General features: G+C 37.8%; 15 protein-coding genes. 7 read left to right on the plus strand and 8 right to left on the minus strand.

What is annotated here, in order from left to right:
• Positions 1–25: 25 nt before the first annotated feature.
• From citD to B6D67_RS05225, 5 genes are read left to right on the plus strand one after another with little or no spacing between them, the layout of a single operon-like run.
• The gene (gene citD / locus B6D67_RS05205) at positions 26–334 is read left to right on the plus strand and encodes a citrate lyase acyl carrier protein (protein WP_010922328.1); all 309 of its coding nucleotides are present in this window, start codon (positions 26–28) and stop codon (positions 332–334) included.
• Entirely contained in the window at positions 322–1,209 is an 888-nt protein-coding gene (citE, locus tag B6D67_RS05210; RefSeq protein ID WP_010922329.1) for a citrate (pro-3S)-lyase subunit beta, read from the plus strand. Before citD ends, citE begins: the two co-directional genes overlap by 13 nt.
• Positions 1,210–1,211: 2 nt before the next feature.
• Positions 1,212–2,744: a citrate lyase subunit alpha gene (gene citF / locus B6D67_RS05215; protein WP_010922330.1), complete on the plus strand. Its 1,533-nt coding sequence runs from the start codon at positions 1,212–1,214 to the stop codon at positions 2,742–2,744.
• Positions 2,737–3,315, plus strand: a complete 579-nt coding sequence (gene citX / locus B6D67_RS05220; RefSeq protein ID WP_010922331.1) for a citrate lyase holo-[acyl-carrier protein] synthase — start codon at positions 2,737–2,739, stop codon at positions 3,313–3,315. Before citF ends, citX begins: the two co-directional genes overlap by 8 nt.
• Positions 3,316–3,329: 14 nt before the next feature.
• Entirely contained in the window at positions 3,330–4,724 is a 1,395-nt protein-coding gene (locus B6D67_RS05225; RefSeq protein ID WP_011285541.1) for an oxaloacetate decarboxylase subunit alpha, read from the plus strand.
• Positions 4,725–4,833: 109 nt separating this feature from the next.
• Here B6D67_RS05225 and citC read toward each other — a convergent pair whose 3' ends face one another.
• The 3 genes from citC to xerS all read right to left on the minus strand — a co-directional run bounded on the left by citC (position 4,834) and on the right by xerS (position 8,227).
• Complete coding sequence (gene citC, locus B6D67_RS05230; protein WP_011017789.1) at positions 4,834–5,886, minus strand: [citrate (pro-3S)-lyase] ligase; 1,053 nt, start codon at positions 5,884–5,886, stop codon at positions 4,834–4,836.
• 88 nt (positions 5,887–5,974) lie between these two features.
• Entirely contained in the window at positions 5,975–6,457 is a 483-nt protein-coding gene (locus B6D67_RS05235) for a PASTA domain-containing protein (protein WP_010922334.1), read from the minus strand.
• Positions 6,458–7,156: 699 nt separating this feature from the next.
• Complete coding sequence (gene xerS, locus B6D67_RS05240; RefSeq protein WP_002984598.1) at positions 7,157–8,227, minus strand: tyrosine recombinase XerS; 1,071 nt, start codon at positions 8,225–8,227, stop codon at positions 7,157–7,159.
• A gap of 468 nt (positions 8,228–8,695) precedes the next feature.
• Here xerS and B6D67_RS05245 point away from each other — a divergent pair, with 468 nt between their 5' ends.
• Entirely contained in the window at positions 8,696–9,262 is a 567-nt protein-coding gene (locus B6D67_RS05245) for a LexA family transcriptional regulator (protein WP_029714014.1), read from the plus strand.
• 116 nt (positions 9,263–9,378) lie between these two features.
• Here B6D67_RS05245 and ffh read toward each other — a convergent pair whose 3' ends face one another.
• The 4 genes from ffh to B6D67_RS05265 form a co-directional block, all read right to left on the minus strand.
• Positions 9,379–10,941 carry a signal recognition particle protein gene (gene ffh, locus B6D67_RS05250; protein ID WP_011285545.1) on the minus strand — a complete coding sequence of 521 codons (1,563 nt, stop codon included), beginning with the start codon at positions 10,939–10,941 and terminating at the stop codon, positions 9,379–9,381.
• 14 nt (positions 10,942–10,955) lie between these two features.
• The gene (locus B6D67_RS05255; RefSeq protein ID WP_002989745.1) at positions 10,956–11,288 is read right to left on the minus strand and encodes a putative DNA-binding protein; all 333 of its coding nucleotides are present in this window, start codon (positions 11,286–11,288) and stop codon (positions 10,956–10,958) included.
• A 97-nt stretch (positions 11,289–11,385) separates the two neighbouring features.
• Positions 11,386–12,084: a GntR family transcriptional regulator gene (locus B6D67_RS05260; RefSeq protein ID WP_002989743.1), complete on the minus strand. Its 699-nt coding sequence runs from the start codon at positions 12,082–12,084 to the stop codon at positions 11,386–11,388.
• An 82-nt stretch (positions 12,085–12,166) separates the two neighbouring features.
• The gene (locus B6D67_RS05265) at positions 12,167–13,600 is read right to left on the minus strand and encodes a hypothetical protein (RefSeq protein WP_010922336.1); all 1,434 of its coding nucleotides are present in this window, start codon (positions 13,598–13,600) and stop codon (positions 12,167–12,169) included.
• 166 nt (positions 13,601–13,766) lie between these two features.
• Between B6D67_RS05265 and guaA the strand changes: the two genes are divergently transcribed.
• Entirely contained in the window at positions 13,767–15,329 is a 1,563-nt protein-coding gene (gene guaA, locus B6D67_RS05270; protein WP_009880616.1) for a glutamine-hydrolyzing GMP synthase, read from the plus strand.
• Between the two features lie 41 nt (positions 15,330–15,370).
• Here guaA and B6D67_RS05275 read toward each other — a convergent pair whose 3' ends face one another.
• On the minus strand, positions 15,371–16,594 hold the full coding sequence (locus B6D67_RS05275) for an aminoacyltransferase (RefSeq protein ID WP_029714013.1): 1,224 nt from the start codon (positions 16,592–16,594) through the stop codon (positions 15,371–15,373).
• Between the last annotated feature and the right edge of the window lie 295 nt (positions 16,595–16,889).

Consider the following 16,889-nt stretch of genomic DNA (forward strand, 5'->3'; position numbering starts at 1 on the left):
TAAGAAAATCAAGGAGGTAAACGCAATGGATATTAAACAAACTGCCGTTGCTGGTTCACTTGAATCAAGTGACCTAATGATTACAGTATCCCCTAATGACGAGCAAACCATTACAATAACCCTAGACAGTAGTGTTGAAAAACAATTTGGCAATCACATTCGTCAACTCATTCATCAAACCCTAGTGAATTTGAAGGTGACGGCTGCTAAAGTAGAGGCTGTTGATAAAGGTGCATTAGATTGCACCATTCAAGCGAGAACCATCGCAGCTGTTCATCGCGCTGCTGGTATTGACCAATACGATTGGAAGGAGATTGACTCATGGAACGTTTAAGAAGAACAATGATGTTTGTGCCTGGTGCCAATGCAGCCATGCTTCGAGATGCTCCTTTATTTGGCGCTGATTCAATCATGTTTGACTTGGAAGATTCTGTTTCACTCAAAGAAAAAGACACCTCTAGAGCTCTCGTTCATTTTGCGCTTAAAACTTTTGATTATTCAAGCGTTGAAACGGTTGTTCGTGTGAATGGTCTTGATTCTTGTGGGGCTTTAGACATCGAAGCTGTTGTTTTGGCAGGTGTCAACGTGATTCGTCTTCCAAAAACAGAGACTGCTCAAGATATTATTGATGTGGAGGCTGTTATTGAACGTGTCGAACGCGAGAACAGCATTGAAGTTGGTCGCACACGTATGATGGCAGCCATTGAATCAGCCGAAGGTGTCCTAAATGCTCGTGAGATTGCCAAAGCTTCTAAGCGCTTGATTGGTATTGCTCTTGGAGCAGAAGACTATGTCACGAATATGAAAACGCGTCGTTACCCAGATGGTCAAGAATTATTCTTTGCTCGTAGCATGATTTTACACGCTGCTCGTGCTGCTGGAATTGCTGCCATTGATACTGTTTATTCTGATGTCAATAATACCGAAGGGTTCCAAAACGAAGTTCGCATGATCAAACAGTTAGGATTTGATGGTAAATCGGTCATCAACCCTCGCCAAATTCCTCTGGTCAATGAGATTTATACCCCAACAAAAAAAGAAATTGACCATGCCAAACAAGTCATCTGGGCAATTCGTGAAGCTGAAAGCAAAGGCTCTGGCGTTATTTCCTTAAATGGAAAAATGGTTGATAAACCAATCGTTGAACGTGCAGAACGTGTGATTGCCCTAGCAACAGCAGCAGGTGTTTTATCTGAGGAGGATATTTAAAGATGGTAACAAATAAACTCGGTAGAGATATTCCTCAACCATACGCCGACCAATACGGTGTCTTTGAAGGAGAACTCGCAAATATCAAACAGTATGACGAATCAAGTCGCCGTATTAAACCAGTTAAGCCTGGAGATTCTAAATTACTAGGATCTGTTCGTGAAGCGATTGAAAAAACAGGTTTAACAGATGGCATGACCATTTCTTTCCACCACCATTTCCGTGAAGGGGATTTCATTATGAATATGGTCTTGGAGGAAATTGCCAAAATGGGCATTAAAAACCTGTCTATTGCCCCAAGTTCCATCGCTAATGTACATGAGCCTTTGATTGATCACATCAAAAATGGTGTGGTCACTAACATCACTTCATCTGGTCTTCGTGACAAAGTAGGGGCAGCCATCTCAGAAGGACTAATGGAAAATCCTGTGGTTATTCGCTCCCATGGTGGTCGCGCTCGTGCCATTGCTAGTGGGGATATCCATATTGATGTTGCCTTTCTGGGCGCCCCAAGTTCAGATGCTTACGGAAATGTTAATGGGACAAAAGGGAAAGCAACCTGTGGTTCTTTGGGCTATGCCATGATTGATGCCAAATATGCGGATCAGGTGGTTATCTTGACAGATAATTTGGTTCCTTATCCTAATACCCCAATCAGCATTCCTCAAACAGATGTTGACTATGTGGTAACAGTGGATGCTATCGGAGATCCTCAAGGAATCGCCAAAGGGGCAACTCGTTTTACGAAAAATCCTAAAGAACTCTTAATTGCAGAATACGCCGCTAAAGTAATCACCAACTCTCCTTATTTTAAAGAAGGATTCTCTTTCCAAACTGGAACAGGTGGCGCTTCTTTGGCAGTAACCCGTTTCATGCGTGAAGCTATGATTAAAGAAAATATCAAAGCTAGCTTTGCTCTTGGTGGTATTACCAATGCTATGGTGGAGTTGCTCGAAGAAGAACTGGTTGAAAAAATTCTTGATGTCCAAGACTTTGATCACCCATCAGCTGTTTCTCTTGGTAAGCATGCTGAACATTATGAAATTGATGCCAACATGTATGCCTCACCTTTGAGCAAGGGTGCTGTTATCAATCAATTAGACACTTGTATTTTATCAGCCCTTGAAGTTGATACTAACTTCAATGTTAATGTGATGACAGGATCTGACGGCGTGATTCGTGGCGCTTCTGGAGGACACTGCGACACTGCCTTTGCGGCTAAGATGAGTTTGGTTATTTCACCACTTATCCGCGGACGCATCCCAACTTTTGTAGATGAGGTTAATACGGTCATTACACCAGGAACAAGTGTCGATGTGATCGTCACAGAAGTGGGAATTGCCATTAACCCAAATCGTCAAGACTTAGTAGACCATTTCAAATCCCTCAATGTGCCACAATTTAGTATTGAGGAGCTAAAAGAGAAGGCTTACGCCATCGTTGGCACACCTGAGCGTATTCAATATGGTGATAAGGTTGTTGCTCTTATTGAATACCGTGACGGTAGCCTCATGGATGTGGTTTACAATGTGTAAAGACACTTATTTTTCAGGCGAAGCTATCCAACTTAGTGATATGTTAAGAGCCCGCGAAGAAAGAGCTCTGCGTCAGCTGCATTTATTAAAGGAGTACCCAGAAGGTAGCTTATTATCGGTCACCATGAATATCCCTGGACCAATTAAAACCTCTCCTAAACTTCTTGAAGCTTTTGATATAGTGATTAAGGCCATTCAAACTGCCTTAGCTGACGATAAGATTTGTTACCAGTTGCGATTACTGCCTACAACGGGTTATGAGTATTACCTCATCACAAGTCTACCTAGCCGCGACCTGAAGTTAAAAATGATAGCCTTAGAGACAGAGTTGCCAATAGGTCGTCTCATGGATTTAGATGTCTTGGTCTTGCAAAATGATCTGCCTCATTCAATTAGCAGAACCGTATTAGGAGGCTCCCCTAGGCAATGTTTTATCTGTTCTAAAGAGGCCAAAGTCTGCGGTCGCCTACGTAAGCACAGTGTCGAGGAGATGCAGACTGCTATTTCAAAATTACTCCATTCATTTTTCAATAAAGACAACCAATCATCGTCATCAGATAAGACAGGTTGATGAGGAGAACAATTATGACGAAAATCCGTATAACGGAAACAGTTTTACGTGATGGTCAACAAAGTCAGATTGCCACACGTATGACAACCAAGGAAATGATTCCTATTCTCGAAACGCTAGACAATGCTGGTTATCATGCCCTTGAAATGTGGGGAGGAGCAACCTTTGATTCCTGCCTACGCTTTTTAAATGAAGACCCTTGGGAACGGCTAAGAGCCATCCGTAAAGCAGTGAAAAAGACTAAACTTCAGATGCTCTTACGCGGACAAAACCTTCTTGGATATCGCAATTATGCTGACGATGTGGTCAGATCCTTTATTCAAAAATCCATTGAAAATGGGATTGATATTGTCCGTATTTTCGATGCTTTAAACGACCCACGCAACTTGCAAACAGCTGTTTCAGCGACTAAAAAATTTGGAGGGCATGCTCAAGTTGCCATTTCTTACACGACAAGTCCGGTACATACCATTGACTACTTTGTTGAATTGGCGAAAGCTTACCAAGCTATCGGAGCGGACTCCATTTGTATCAAAGACATGGCTGGTGTCTTAACTCCTGAAATAGGTTACCAATTGGTCAAATGTATCAAGGAGAATACAACTATCCCTCTTGAGGTTCATACCCATGCTACCAGTGGTATTTCAGAAATGACTTACTTAAAAGTAGCAGAAGCAGGAGCTGATATTATTGATACGGCGATTTCCTCTTTTTCAGGGGGAACCAGTCAGCCTGCCACAGAGTCAATGGCGATTGCCTTGACGGATTTAGGCTTTGACACAGGCTTGGATATGCAAGAGGTGGCCAAAGTTGCAGAATATTTCAACACTATTCGTGACCACTATCGAGAAATAGGGATTTTAAATCCTAAAGTCAAAGATACTGAGCCAAAAACATTGATTTACCAAGTTCCAGGTGGCATGCTATCAAACCTATTGAGCCAATTAACCGAGCAAGGCCTAACTGATAAATACGAAGAAGTCTTAGCAGAAGTACCTAAAGTAAGGGCTGATCTTGGGTATCCGCCACTCGTAACGCCATTATCACAAATGGTTGGCACACAGGCCTTGATGAATATCATCTCAGGGGAACGTTACAAGGTAGTTCCAAATGAAATCAAAGACTATGTTCGAGGGCTATACGGTCAATCACCAGCGCCATTAGCAGAAGGTATCAAAGAGAAAATCATTGGTGACGAAGCAGTTATTACTTGCAGACCAGCCGACCTAATCGAGCCTCAAATGATTTATCTACGTGACGAGATTGCTCCATACGCTCATTCAGAAGAAGACGTGTTAAGCTATGCAAGCTTCCCGCAACAAGCTAGAGATTTCTTGGGACGCCGTGAAGATCCTTTCTATGATGTTCCGGTTCAAGAAGTTACTGTACAACTGGACATTCAAGACTAACAGAGAATGACTAATCCTCTTAACCATTAATCTCCTTGGTGAAACGCATTTGCTGTAAGAACAATACCAAAAACCTACCTGATTTTGATAATCAGATAGGTTTTTTATCTTAGTAATGTTTGACAGATGAAGTGGCTTGTATCTTTTTAATAATGGGTTGGGCTTCTAGCGAACAAAAATAATCTAAAGACGTTTTGGGAAGGAGTTTTGCCAGAAGGTCCCAATCATTATCTTTCAATGCCTGCCTAGCCGTTGAGGCACTGATAGGATCTTGCTGCTGATTGATAGCTTTCCTTGGCAAAATATCTAGGAGGATACCAGCTTGCTGCAACTGCTCTGCCATAATTTCATTGTAAATAGCAGTTACTCGGCTGGTTGGCTCTTCTCCAACGTATCTTTTTGTAATCTGTAAGGTTTGAGCAATCTTTAGAAAAATAGCAGTATCCAGCAAAGCTTGGCTCTTAATCACGTCATTGTCTTCTTTTTGGAAATAGGCTGGGAAAGTCGCTTGGCTAATCAAATAAGGACCTGTTTCATGATATATGACATTATCAAGATGAGCTAGACCTTCTTGAATCAACCTCTTTCTCACCGAAAAAGGAATTAGACTGCGGTCTTCACTGACCATAAACAGATGAACCCAATCATTTTCTCTTGCAGCTTTCTCTACTAAAAATTGATGCCCTAAGGTAAAGGGGTTAGCGTTGATAACAATAGCAGCGACTTTACCAGGTGTTTGCTCAGGCTTATTAAGTGTCATCAGATAATCTTGAAAACCAGTTTTTTTATTTTCCAAGAAACTGATGTGATTGTCGATATGGACAATTTCAGTAAAACCAAGATCTTTGAAAAAAGCAGCAGAAGAGGTCTTCGTATAAACAAAAAGATGATAGTTGCCAAGGGCATATTCTTCATCAATGAGATGACTCACAATCCTATTAAGAAGTCCTTCACCTTGATAGGCACTGGATACGCAAAGACAGCGCAAGCTATTTCCAAAGTAAGAACCGGTAGCAATCACATCATTTTGCGCATTCATGATGGCACAAGTATAATCTAAATGAGCATCCAAACGAATACCTTCTTGATGAAGCAGGTTCTTTACACTAGCCATTGTCGTTTTATCTGAAGGAAAGACTTTTGAAATAGTGTAGTAAGGCATTTCTTCTCCTTATCTTTAATTTTATTGAATCATAACATAACTTAGTACCAAAACAGGCTGATCTATCTAAAGGCAACTCTGTTTTTTATCAACGCCATTTTTTAAAAGGAAATCGAATGTGTTTGACAGACTCAAAAGTATCAGCGATTTTTTGATTGCGTTCCACAGTCCGCAAGTTTTCTTGGTCTAATAAGTCTTGACTTTTTTCCAAAACATCAACAGTAATGTAGTAGAGTTTGATCAGGCTTCCTATCTTATATTTACCAGATTTTGGAGACATAGCAACCACTTCATTGAGATTACTATGAAGCCATTTTTTATGAGGCTTAGCAGGTATAGTGGCTACTACAAAGCCAAGTTGTTCCAAATGAGCTTGTGCCTGATCAACAGGAAGATTAATCACATCATTTATCGTGCGTAATTGCATCTCTTTTTCATGTTTTTGTTCCATACGTTTTTCGATAATTGGTCGACTGTTATCAATCGTTTTTCCAATAATTTCAGTAGTGTCAGGAACAATTGACATCAGTTTCCCAACTACTCCTAGAGCTTTTCTTATTCTCTTTGGCATCTTTTATCTCCTCAAGTCGTTTCTTTTTATTATAACAAAATGTCTAAAAATAGTATGCGATAAACCTTGTTCTAAAAGGTTAAATAGATCAATTCAAGGAAAAAATAGGAGGGGATCCGACAAAAAAACACAAAGATTCTAAAAAAGTCAAGCTATTTTAGTTTAGCCTTTGTCAATCGTATCAGTTCAAATAGAAAATACAAGTTTTGACAAGAATTTATTTATGTAACAAACTGTGTTTTTGATTCTTTAGTCTATCTAACGATAATGTTATCTGATTCTTGTTTTCAACCAATTGATGTTAAAGAAGCTGTCTTCATGATTCTCTAATATTCCTTCAATTTTAGCTTTATATTACTCTAAGTTATCAGTAATGACATTAAGTAGTTTAACAAGAATAATCCTAAAAGCTACTTTACAAAATAACGTATTATCATACTAAATAAAAGTACTGACATACTAAAAACAGGCTTATCTCATCTTTTTGATGAGAACCCTACTAGATTTAATCTATAAACATCACAAAAAAGTCATTCAAAGAAGGGACAAAGTTAGCAGTAATATTCCTTTTTCTAAGTGGCTTGAGTAGTTTGGAAAACGGCCTGACACCAAACTGTCACGGTTAATAGTAGCCATCTATTAAAGTTAATTTTGAAGCTATTTTTATCTTTAATGTTACATAAAAACAATTATGTAACATTAAAGGTTATCTAAAGCATTTTTTTGCTCATCATTGACAATATGGGTATAAAGATCCGTGACTTGAGTAGAGGAATGGCCTAATTGATGACTAACTAACACCTGAGATTTAGTAGCATCATATAGTCTTGTCGCTAGCGTATGACGCAATTTGTGAGGAGTCACACGAATTTTAAAATCCTCAGAGTACTTGCCAACCATCTTTTCTATACTAGAAGCATCCATTCGATTTGGAACGCCACGGTATTCTGTTAAAAAGAAAGCAAGATCCTGTTTTTCAGCCTTGTAACGTCTCTGACGAACAGCTAAATAAGACTCCAAATAACCTTTCGCAAAACCTGCTACATTGACTGAATCACGTTTTCCGCCTTTGCGAATAACTTCGATAATCATCATATTTAGATTGACATCTTTTAAATCAAGATTCACTGCTTCAGACAAACGAACACCAGAAGCAAGTAGTAGAGCAATAATAGCCAAATCCCTCTCCTTATTTTTACGGAAAGAAGATTTGGCACGATTAGACAATTTTTGCTCATATTCCTTATCCACATAATCCAAGAAAGCTAGAGTTTCATCACCTAAAAACAGTTTCTGCTTAATATTTTCCGCTCTGGAAGCCAGGGTTTCTTTTTTCTTTTTTGTTGACACTTTTTTCATAACATTCCGATAAAAATAAGGCTCCCCTTGGTCATTTTCAACCTCTTCAGTCAAGTACTTGTAAAGGCTTGATAAGGCAGACAAGGTCCGATTAATAGTGGTTTGAGAAAGCCCCTCTTTGGTGGAATAGGTGTTGAGAGAAGGTCGTTCCCGCAAATAAAGCACAAAGGCCTCTAAATCCTTCTTGGTAAGGTGCTCAAGCGTGCTCAAGTCAATATCAGCAATCTTTGGCGCCTGCGTTAAATCAGCATCCATCAGCCAATCAAAAAAGCGTTTGTATTCTTTTAAATACTCATATAAGGTGGTAAAGCTGTATGGAACAGCTAATTTGGATTGGTAATAATCTAAAACATACCAGGGCATGATAGCCTTGTAGGTTTCAATTTTTTCTAGTAATAATTCGCGTCTCATATCATCATAATTCCTTAACAATAACAATTTTTTCAAAAATGAATTTTCGTAAATTGTCTCATGTATTTTATGACATTCATTCTCTACAAGAGCAGTATATCACACCTATAAATATTTTTCAAGAAAATTACAGTTTTTCGGAAAGATGTTACGAGACAGATCTCTTTTTTACAGATACTAACATCACTTCTTTTAGATTCAGTAATAATTTACTATCATTATTTTAGTAACTTCAGGCACAGAATTTGTTTAGCTCAGAACTAAATGATAATTTTATCTTTAAAGTAATTAACTCTTTATCAGATATAGACCTGCTAGTACACGAATCTAGTCGCTATGTTTTAGGTGTTCCCCCTTTTTGACAGTGTTACTATCACATGAATTAATTGTAGAAAATGTTACACTTGCTTTCGTTTTATTTTTTTGATACTATTAGTAAAGTTATAACTTTACTAAAGGAGCTACCAAATGTTTTCTGGACATCAACTAAAAACAGCACGATTATCAAAGGGAATAACTCAATCAGAATTGGGAAGATTGTTGCATGTCAATAAAATGACAATATCTAATAAAGAAAAAGTAATTGGCTATTCAGAGCGATTGTTAAATCATCAAATAGACAAAAAATCTAAAGATCTCATAGATAAACCATCACAATTATATGCTTATCGGGTCTATGAAAGTTTATCTGCTGGTACTGGTTACTCCTATTTTGGTGATGGTAACTTTGATGTTGTCTTTTACGATGAACAATTAGAATACGATTTTGCGTCTTGGGTTTTTGGAGATTCTATGGAGCCAACTTATTTAAATGGTGAAGTTGTTCTTATAAAACAAAATAGTTTTGATTACGATGGAGCAATTTATGCAGTCGAATGGGATGGGCAAACATATATCAAAAAGGTATTTCGTGAAGATGAGGGATTACGTCTAGTGTCCTTAAATAAAAAATATTCTGATAAGTTTGCTCCCTATAGCGAAGAACCTCGCATTATTGGCAAAATTATCGCTAATTTTAGGCCCTTAGAAATTTAAGTTAGATTGATAATGAACTCATCATGGTATGTAACACGGTCTTCCGTAATTTTAATAATCTTGTATACAAGATAAATGAATTTCACATCAAAAAGAGACGAAAATTTTCGTCTCTTTTATTTTCGTTTTTTCTTTGCTTTTTTTAGTTTGTTAGCCTGCCGTTTCATGGCCTGTTTCATGGCAAATTGGCCAATTTTTCCTTTAAACCCTTTACCAAATAGTTGACTCATATCCATATCACCACCAAGGCCAGATAAATCAGGCATACCACCTTGTCCCATCATTCCTTCTAAGGAAGACATATCTGGCATACCAGCAGGCATGTTTTTAGGAAGATTATTGGGATTAATACCCATATCTTTCATCATTTTAGACATATCGCCCGACATAACCCCTTGCATCATGCTTTTGGCTTGGTTAAAGTCTTTGATAAATTTATTAACTTCTACAAAGCTGTTCCCGGAACCAGCTGCAATACGACGGCGACGACTCGGGTTTAGTAAGTCAGGATTTTCACGTTCAGCGGGTGTCATTGAAGAGACAATAGCACGTTTGCGAGCAATTTGGTTTTCGTCAACTTTGATATTGGCCAAAGCTGGGTTACCAGCCATTCCTGGAATCATTTTCAAGAGGTCTTCCATAGGCCCCATATTTTGCACTTGATCTAACTGTTCAATAAAATCATTGAAATCAAAGGTGTTTTCACGCATTTTTTCAGCTAACTCTAAGGATTTTTTCTCATCATATTCCTGGCTAGCTTTTTCAATGAGGGTAAGCAAATCCCCCATTCCCAAAATCCGACTGGACATGCGGTCTGGGTGAAATGTTTCAATATCTGTGATTTTTTCACCAATACCTGTAAATTTAATTGGTTTCCCAGTGATTTCACGGACAGATAGCGCCGCACCTCCACGTGTATCACCATCAATCTTTGTTAACACAACCCCTGTGATGCTCAACTGATGATTAAACTCGTAGGCTACATTGGCAGCTTCTTGACCAATCATGCTATCTACAACCAAAAGAATTTCATTTGGTTGTGCTAAAGCCTTGACATCGCGCAGCTCTCCCATCAGTTTTTCATCAATTTGCAAGCGACCCGCAGTATCAATCAAGACATAGTCATTGTGGTTTTCACGAGCTTGTTCCAAACCTTTTCTGACAATATCGACTGCTGAGTGGTCTGTCCCCATATCAAAAACAGGTACATTGATTTGTTGCCCCAGTGTTTTTAACTGATCAATGGCCGCTGGACGGTAAATATCGGCAGCAATCATCAGTGGTCGCGCGTTTTCTTCTTTAATTAATTTATTAGCGAGTTTTCCTGCAAAAGTTGTTTTACCAGCCCCTTGCAAACCGACCATCATGATAATAGTTGGAATTTTTGGAGATTTATCAATCTCTGCAGTTTCTGAGCCTAAAATACTCGTTAATTCTTCATTAACAATCTTAAGAATTTGTTGTGTTGGATCAAGAGTATCAATAATCTCATGGCCAATAGCGCGCTCACGTACGCGCTTAATAAAGGTTTTAACAACTGGTAAAGCGACATCGGCTTCTAAAAGAGCTAGACGAATCTCTTTTGTCACTTCTTGAACATCTGATTCTGATAATTTCTTTTTACCGCGAATGTGTTTAAACACATCTTGCAAACGTTGGGTTAAGCTTTCAAAAGCCATAGTCAAAACTCCTCTTACTCTCTATTGTCAATACTGGTTAGAATGGAAATTTTTTCTTGCAAATACTCATCATGAGGGTAGTGAGCAATCATGTCGTCAAAGATTTCACTTCGAACAACATAATCCGAATACATATGAAGTTTCATCTCATAAGTCTCTAAAATTTTTTCCGTACGCTTAATATTATCATAGACAGCCTGACGACTGACACCAAATTCATCAGCAATCTCAGCTAAGCTATAATCATCGGCATAATACAGTTCAATATAATTCATTTGTTTATCTGTTAGCAAAGCTGCATAAAATTCAAAAAGGGCATTCATCCTGTTTGTTTTTTCAATTTCCATAATGTTCATTTTATCATACTATGATTGTTTTTAACAGTAGCAAATTAATTGCCTTGTGCTGTTCGTGTAAAAAAGGAAGTCATAAATGACTTCTTTACTAATTATTTTCTAAGTAAAATTCAAAACGGTCACCGATATACTGACTGCGGACATACTCAAAAGGTTTGCCGTCTGTAAAGTAAGACACCTGAGTTAGAGCCAAAATGGCATGTCCTTTAGCAACTTCCAAGTAGGAGGCTACACGCTCACTTGCTAGCTTAGCGTAGATTGTCTGTTTACTTTTACCAATCTCGTAACCATTTGCTATCAATGAGTGAAAAAAGTGTTCTGTAATATCAGCTCGTTTAACCGTTTTTATAAATTTTTCTGGGATTGAAGCAATTTCGTACACCAAAGGGACACTGTCTGCATAGCGGATACGTTCCATTCGAATGACCAAGTCTGTTTTGTCTAAGTTCAATTCTTTAACTTCGGTATCACTAGCTAATTGCTTTTGATAGGATAATAATTTAGAGGAGGGTTGTCGTCCTTGGGAGCGTATAATTTCTGTGAAACTTGTTGTTCCTCGCATTTTTTCTTGAACACGATGACTGGCAACATAAGTACCACTTCCTATCCGCCTTTCAAGAATCCCTTCTTCTACTAGTAATGTAATAGCCTGCCGTAGAGTCATTCGACTAACGGTGAAATGTTCCGCTAAATGTCGTTCACTTGGTAAGCGACTACCAATTGGCCAGATGCCCAGATCAATGTCTTTTTTAATTGCATCATGAATTTTTATATAAGCTGGTAACATGCCACACTCCTCAAGTCGGTTATTCATCTATTTTATCATATTTTTGATGAAAATTGAATTGTAAATATTGAGGTATTTGGCATCAATTAATGATATTACCTGCGACAATAACCGGTGAATTTGGTGGAAAATGAATAGGTTCCATAAACCAACTAGTGAGCTTCGCTTTAGTAACAATGGATGAGGTAAAAACATTATTTAAAACCCTAATAACTCCTACTTTTGAGGAATGCTGACCAATAGAACCACTATAGGCTCTCAGGCAACCAGTCGGATCTATATAAGGTAAAAATTGATTTTGGCTTACAGTAATATTGTGACATAGATGTCGAGTTTGGTTAAATGCTTCATAGTTTGGAGCAATATTACTAAGTAGACCTCCATCCCATGCAAAATGATGAACAGCAGCATCAAACTGAATGACTTCTGAAAAAAAATCATGCCCTTGAGCCTTTGATAGCAGCTGTTGGTCTTGTACTAATTCTGGCGCATAGCCAATAAATTGGTTTTTCTCAAACAATGAATTTTGTAGAGATCCTAAATCAAAAATATGACTATTACGCTTATGAACCATAGTAAATTTGTTATCGTAAATATGCCAATCAGTACCATGATCAGCCATAATCATAAAGTGGTCTCCTTTTTTCAAATCATTTGCTTTGAAATGCACTCCAGTCAACACGAGATTACGAACACCTTGTTCAGCCTTTGGTCCTGTAGGGAATCCAAACCACAACATTTTACCGTGAATAATGAACTCTGTCTGATGACCAATAATAGCTGTATCAGATGGAAGCTCAAAATAATCTTTTTGTGAAGGCAAAGAGCCAATGTGAAATTGCCCCTTTGGAAAAGATATAACGCTATTTGGATGCTGCTTTGCATAAGCGAAAGCTTTTCGCAAAAGACGATTGTTTTGCTCAGGGGAATTTCCTTTATTGAACCTAATATAATAAGGTTTAACAAAATCTTGCTCTGAAATTCCATCTAATCTTAGATTATCTTTCAGATTAATATCGTACTGATATCCTCCTAACGAATAGTCATAGCATTTTTTAACTTGTTTAATAGTCGCTAATTGACCTTGATATACTTTTATATGTGGCTTTTTAGTTAATGAAGATAATTTAACGATATCTCCTTTTTTAAACCTCGGTTTATCAGGCTCTTTCAGGTTATGTTCTGGCAAAGAAACAGTGACTTTTCCTATTGGAAATACCACTTCATAATGATAACTCACTCGGTAATTTTCGGCTATATCTTCTACCTGTTTATTAATAGTTCCAATCCATTGATGATATGGACCACTTTTTTGTACTTGAATAGCTTGTCCAATGTGATAGCGAGGCTGTTGATCTTTGCTTCGTTCCACTATTCCGACAGTTGCTAATATATTATGAAGTGTTGCAAAACTATTGGTCCACGCAAGGTACGAAACAACTAAACTCAACAATAATCCTAGGAAAATTAATTCAACAAGTCGAAATAAACCCAAAATTCTCTTTTTTCTTAGCATAGGCCCTCCCTGTTGTCTTAATTCCCTTTCATAGCCTCTATTGTAACATAACGATTACGTTTTTTTCCAACGAGCTAGAGAAATTGTAATGTCTTTTCGATGAAAATATGCTACAATAAGTTGACAACTATCAACCTGACGGTTGGTATAGAATGAAAGGATTATAATGACTGAAATTTCAATTTTGAATGATGTTCAAAAAATTATCGTTCTTGATTATGGTAGCCAGTACAATCAGCTTATTGCTAGACGTATTCGAGAGTTTGGTGTTTTCTCCGAACTAAAAAGCCATAAAATCACCGCTCAAGAACTTCGTGAGATCAATCCCATAGGTATCGTTTTATCAGGAGGGCCTAACTCTGTTTACGCTGATAACGCCTTTGGCATTGACCCTGAAATCTTTGAACTAGGGATTCCGATTCTTGGTATCTGTTACGGTATGCAATTAATCACCCATAAATTAGGTGGTAAAGTTGTTCCTGCTGGACAAGCTGGTAATCGTGAATACGGTCAGTCAACCCTTCATCTTCGTGAAACGTCAAAATTATTTTCAGGCACACCTCAAGAACAACTCGTTTTGATGAGCCATGGTGATGCTGTTACTGAAATTCCAGAAGGTTTCCACCTTGTTGGAGACTCAAATGACTGTCCCTATGCAGCTATTGAAAATACTGAGAAAAACCTTTACGGTATTCAGTTCCACCCAGAAGTGAGACACTCTGTTTATGGAAATGACATTCTTAAAAACTTTGCTATATCAATTTGTGGCGCGCGTGGTGATTGGTCAATGGATAATTTTATTGACATGGAAATTGCTAAAATTCGTGAAACTGTAGGCGATCGTAAAGTTCTTCTAGGTCTTTCTGGTGGAGTTGATTCTTCAGTTGTTGGTGTTCTACTTCAAAAAGCTATCGGTGACCAATTAACTTGTATTTTCGTTGATCACGGTCTTCTTCGTAAAGACGAGGGCGATCAAGTTATGGGAATGCTTGGGGGCAAATTTGGCCTAAATATTATCCGTGTGGATGCTTCAAAACGTTTCTTAGACCTTCTTGCAGACGTTGAAGATCCTGAGAAAAAACGTAAAATTATTGGTAATGAATTTGTCTATGTTTTTGATGATGAAGCCAGCAAATTAAAAGGTGTTGACTTCCTTGCCCAAGGAACACTTTATACTGATATCATTGAGTCAGGAACAGAAACTGCTCAAACCATCAAATCACATCACAATGTGGGTGGTCTCCCCGAAGACATGCAGTTTGAATTGATTGAGCCCTTAAACACTCTTTTCAAAGATGAAGTTCGAGCGCTTGGAATCGCTCTTGGAATGCCTGAAGAAATTGTTTGGCGCCAACCATTTCCAGGTCCTGGACTTGCTATCCGTGTCATGGGAGCAATTACTGAAGAAAAACTTGAAACCGTTCGCGAATCAGACGCTATCCTTCGTGAAGAAATTGCTAAGGCTGGACTTGATCGTGACGTGTGGCAATACTTTACAGTTAACACAGGTGTCCGTTCTGTAGGCGTCATGGGAGATGGTCGTACTTATGATTATACCATCGCCATTCGTGCTATTACGTCTATTGATGGTATGACAGCTGACTTTGCTCAACTTCCTTGGGATGTCTTGAAAAAAATCTCAACACGTATCGTAAATGAAGTTGACCACGTTAACCGTATCGTCTACGACATCACAAGTAAACCACCCGCAACAGTTGAATGGGAATAACAGAATAAACATTAAAAGACTCGCCAAAATGAGCGAGTCTTTTAATGTTTATTCTTTAACTGTTTTCGTATTTTGTACATGGTATTAGCAATATGATAAAGTGGGCTGACAGGGAGATTAAATTCTCCTATAAATTCTTCTATTGTCGGAGCAAAGTTGGCCTTAAATTTGGTAAGTCCATCATCAAGCGAGCCTTCTACTCCTCCCATGTTAGCCCAAATAATACCATCTTGATAAGCATCCTGAAAAACATTAGGATACAGCAGATACTGAGGATAAAACTTCTTAAAATCATCATTCATCCCAGCATAAAGCATTTCCATAACATTTCCATAAGAAATAGATAATATACCTGCTACAACAACTTCCTCAGGATATTGGTCTGTAAAGCCTTCAAATTCAGTTATATAACGTTCTAAAGAAGCTTTTTGATCTTCTAATTTTTTTAAACGCTTCTTTTGATGAGCTTGGGTGCGAGTAATATCTTGGTTAATAAGAATTAATTGCTGGCGGTATTGATCTAGTTTTTGAGGAATATTCACTTTTGCTAGATGTAAGTAGGCCTTATCCCCATAAGTAGTCATCAACTTTTGAAAGTAAGCTTCGTTACGCAAAGAAATATTTTTACGTTTTTCTGTTAAGGAGACAATCTTGGAAAATTTGTGAAGTTCTGATTGACTGACACGATATGTTTTTACACCACGCTGCTTAGCATCTTTTATTAAACGTCTGGTATGCTTAGGAAATTGCATCTCAAGGTTTTCTTGAGTGTAAATATTAGCTTGGAAACGAGGTTGGATACTATCTGCAATCTCCATTGTTAAACCAGTCCAATGAACACCAGCTTCTTGGAGACTCTTAATAGCTGCTAAAGCTAAAGGTTTTTCTTCTTCTTCCTGTCCCAGTGCGTATTGTTTTAACAGGATAGCTGGATCATATTTGATAAAGAGGGCCTTTTTAGTTTTACCATAATCCTTTAGTGTTTTCATGGTAAATGCCACCAAATCACGGTCAAGATAATCCATGACTGGCCCTCTTGGAATATAAATAATGCTTCTTCCAAGTGGCAATAGCTTAATCAAAAGTGATAAAGAGGCAACCTGCTTTTCCTCTTTATAGATACCAATTCGCTCATTCTGCCATTGATTTTTGATTTTTGCCCAATCACTACCTTGTAAAACGCTAATTTGCTGATGTTCTTTAACAAAAGAGTCATGCTCTTCTTCTGAAATACCGATTTTTGCATAAAACGTTAAATTCGTCATTTATTGTCCCCATCTATTCGTAATCTTAGCAGATGTACTTACTAATCATCTTCACTGTCTTTATCTATTTATTCGTAATAAATTTTAAAAAAACATAAAAATAGGGAAACTATTTGAATCACTTTTTAGTAATAACGTTTGTATCTTAAATGACTTGTTAATCACCAACAATTTCATGAACAACTGATCATCAAAAAATAAGCTATTATTAAACGACTTTACACCATTCCATTAGATAAAAAAAAGATGTAGTCACATCTTTTTTGGTTGGTGATCAGTTACCTAAACCATCACA

The organism is Streptococcus pyogenes (assembly GCF_002055535.1).
GTDB lineage: Bacteria > Bacillota > Bacilli > Lactobacillales > Streptococcaceae > Streptococcus > Streptococcus pyogenes.

Coding starts and splice junctions, on each gene's coding strand:
- citD (WP_010922328.1), top strand. CDS start 26: ATGGATATTAAACAAACTGCCGTTGCTGGTTCACTTGAATCAAGTGAC.
- citE (WP_010922329.1), top strand. CDS start 322: ATGGAACGTTTAAGAAGAACAATGATGTTTGTGCCTGGTGCCAATGCA.
- citF (WP_010922330.1), top strand. CDS start 1,212: ATGGTAACAAATAAACTCGGTAGAGATATTCCTCAACCATACGCCGAC.
- citX (WP_010922331.1), top strand. CDS start 2,737: ATGTGTAAAGACACTTATTTTTCAGGCGAAGCTATCCAACTTAGTGAT.
- B6D67_RS05225 (WP_011285541.1), top strand. CDS start 3,330: ATGACGAAAATCCGTATAACGGAAACAGTTTTACGTGATGGTCAACAA.
- citC (WP_011017789.1), bottom strand. CDS start 5,886: ATGCCTTACTACACTATTTCAAAAGTCTTTCCTTCAGATAAAACGACA.
- B6D67_RS05235 (WP_010922334.1), bottom strand. CDS start 6,457: ATGCCAAAGAGAATAAGAAAAGCTCTAGGAGTAGTTGGGAAACTGATG.
- xerS (WP_002984598.1), bottom strand. CDS start 8,227: ATGAGACGCGAATTATTACTAGAAAAAATTGAAACCTACAAGGCTATC.
- B6D67_RS05245 (WP_029714014.1), top strand. CDS start 8,696: ATGTTTTCTGGACATCAACTAAAAACAGCACGATTATCAAAGGGAATA.
- ffh (WP_011285545.1), bottom strand. CDS start 10,941: ATGGCTTTTGAAAGCTTAACCCAACGTTTGCAAGATGTGTTTAAACAC.
- B6D67_RS05255 (WP_002989745.1), bottom strand. CDS start 11,288: ATGGAAATTGAAAAAACAAACAGGATGAATGCCCTTTTTGAATTTTAT.
- B6D67_RS05260 (WP_002989743.1), bottom strand. CDS start 12,084: ATGTTACCAGCTTATATAAAAATTCATGATGCAATTAAAAAAGACATT.
- B6D67_RS05265 (WP_010922336.1), bottom strand. CDS start 13,600: ATGCTAAGAAAAAAGAGAATTTTGGGTTTATTTCGACTTGTTGAATTA.
- guaA (WP_009880616.1), top strand. CDS start 13,767: ATGACTGAAATTTCAATTTTGAATGATGTTCAAAAAATTATCGTTCTT.
- B6D67_RS05275 (WP_029714013.1), bottom strand. CDS start 16,594: ATGACGAATTTAACGTTTTATGCAAAAATCGGTATTTCAGAAGAAGAG.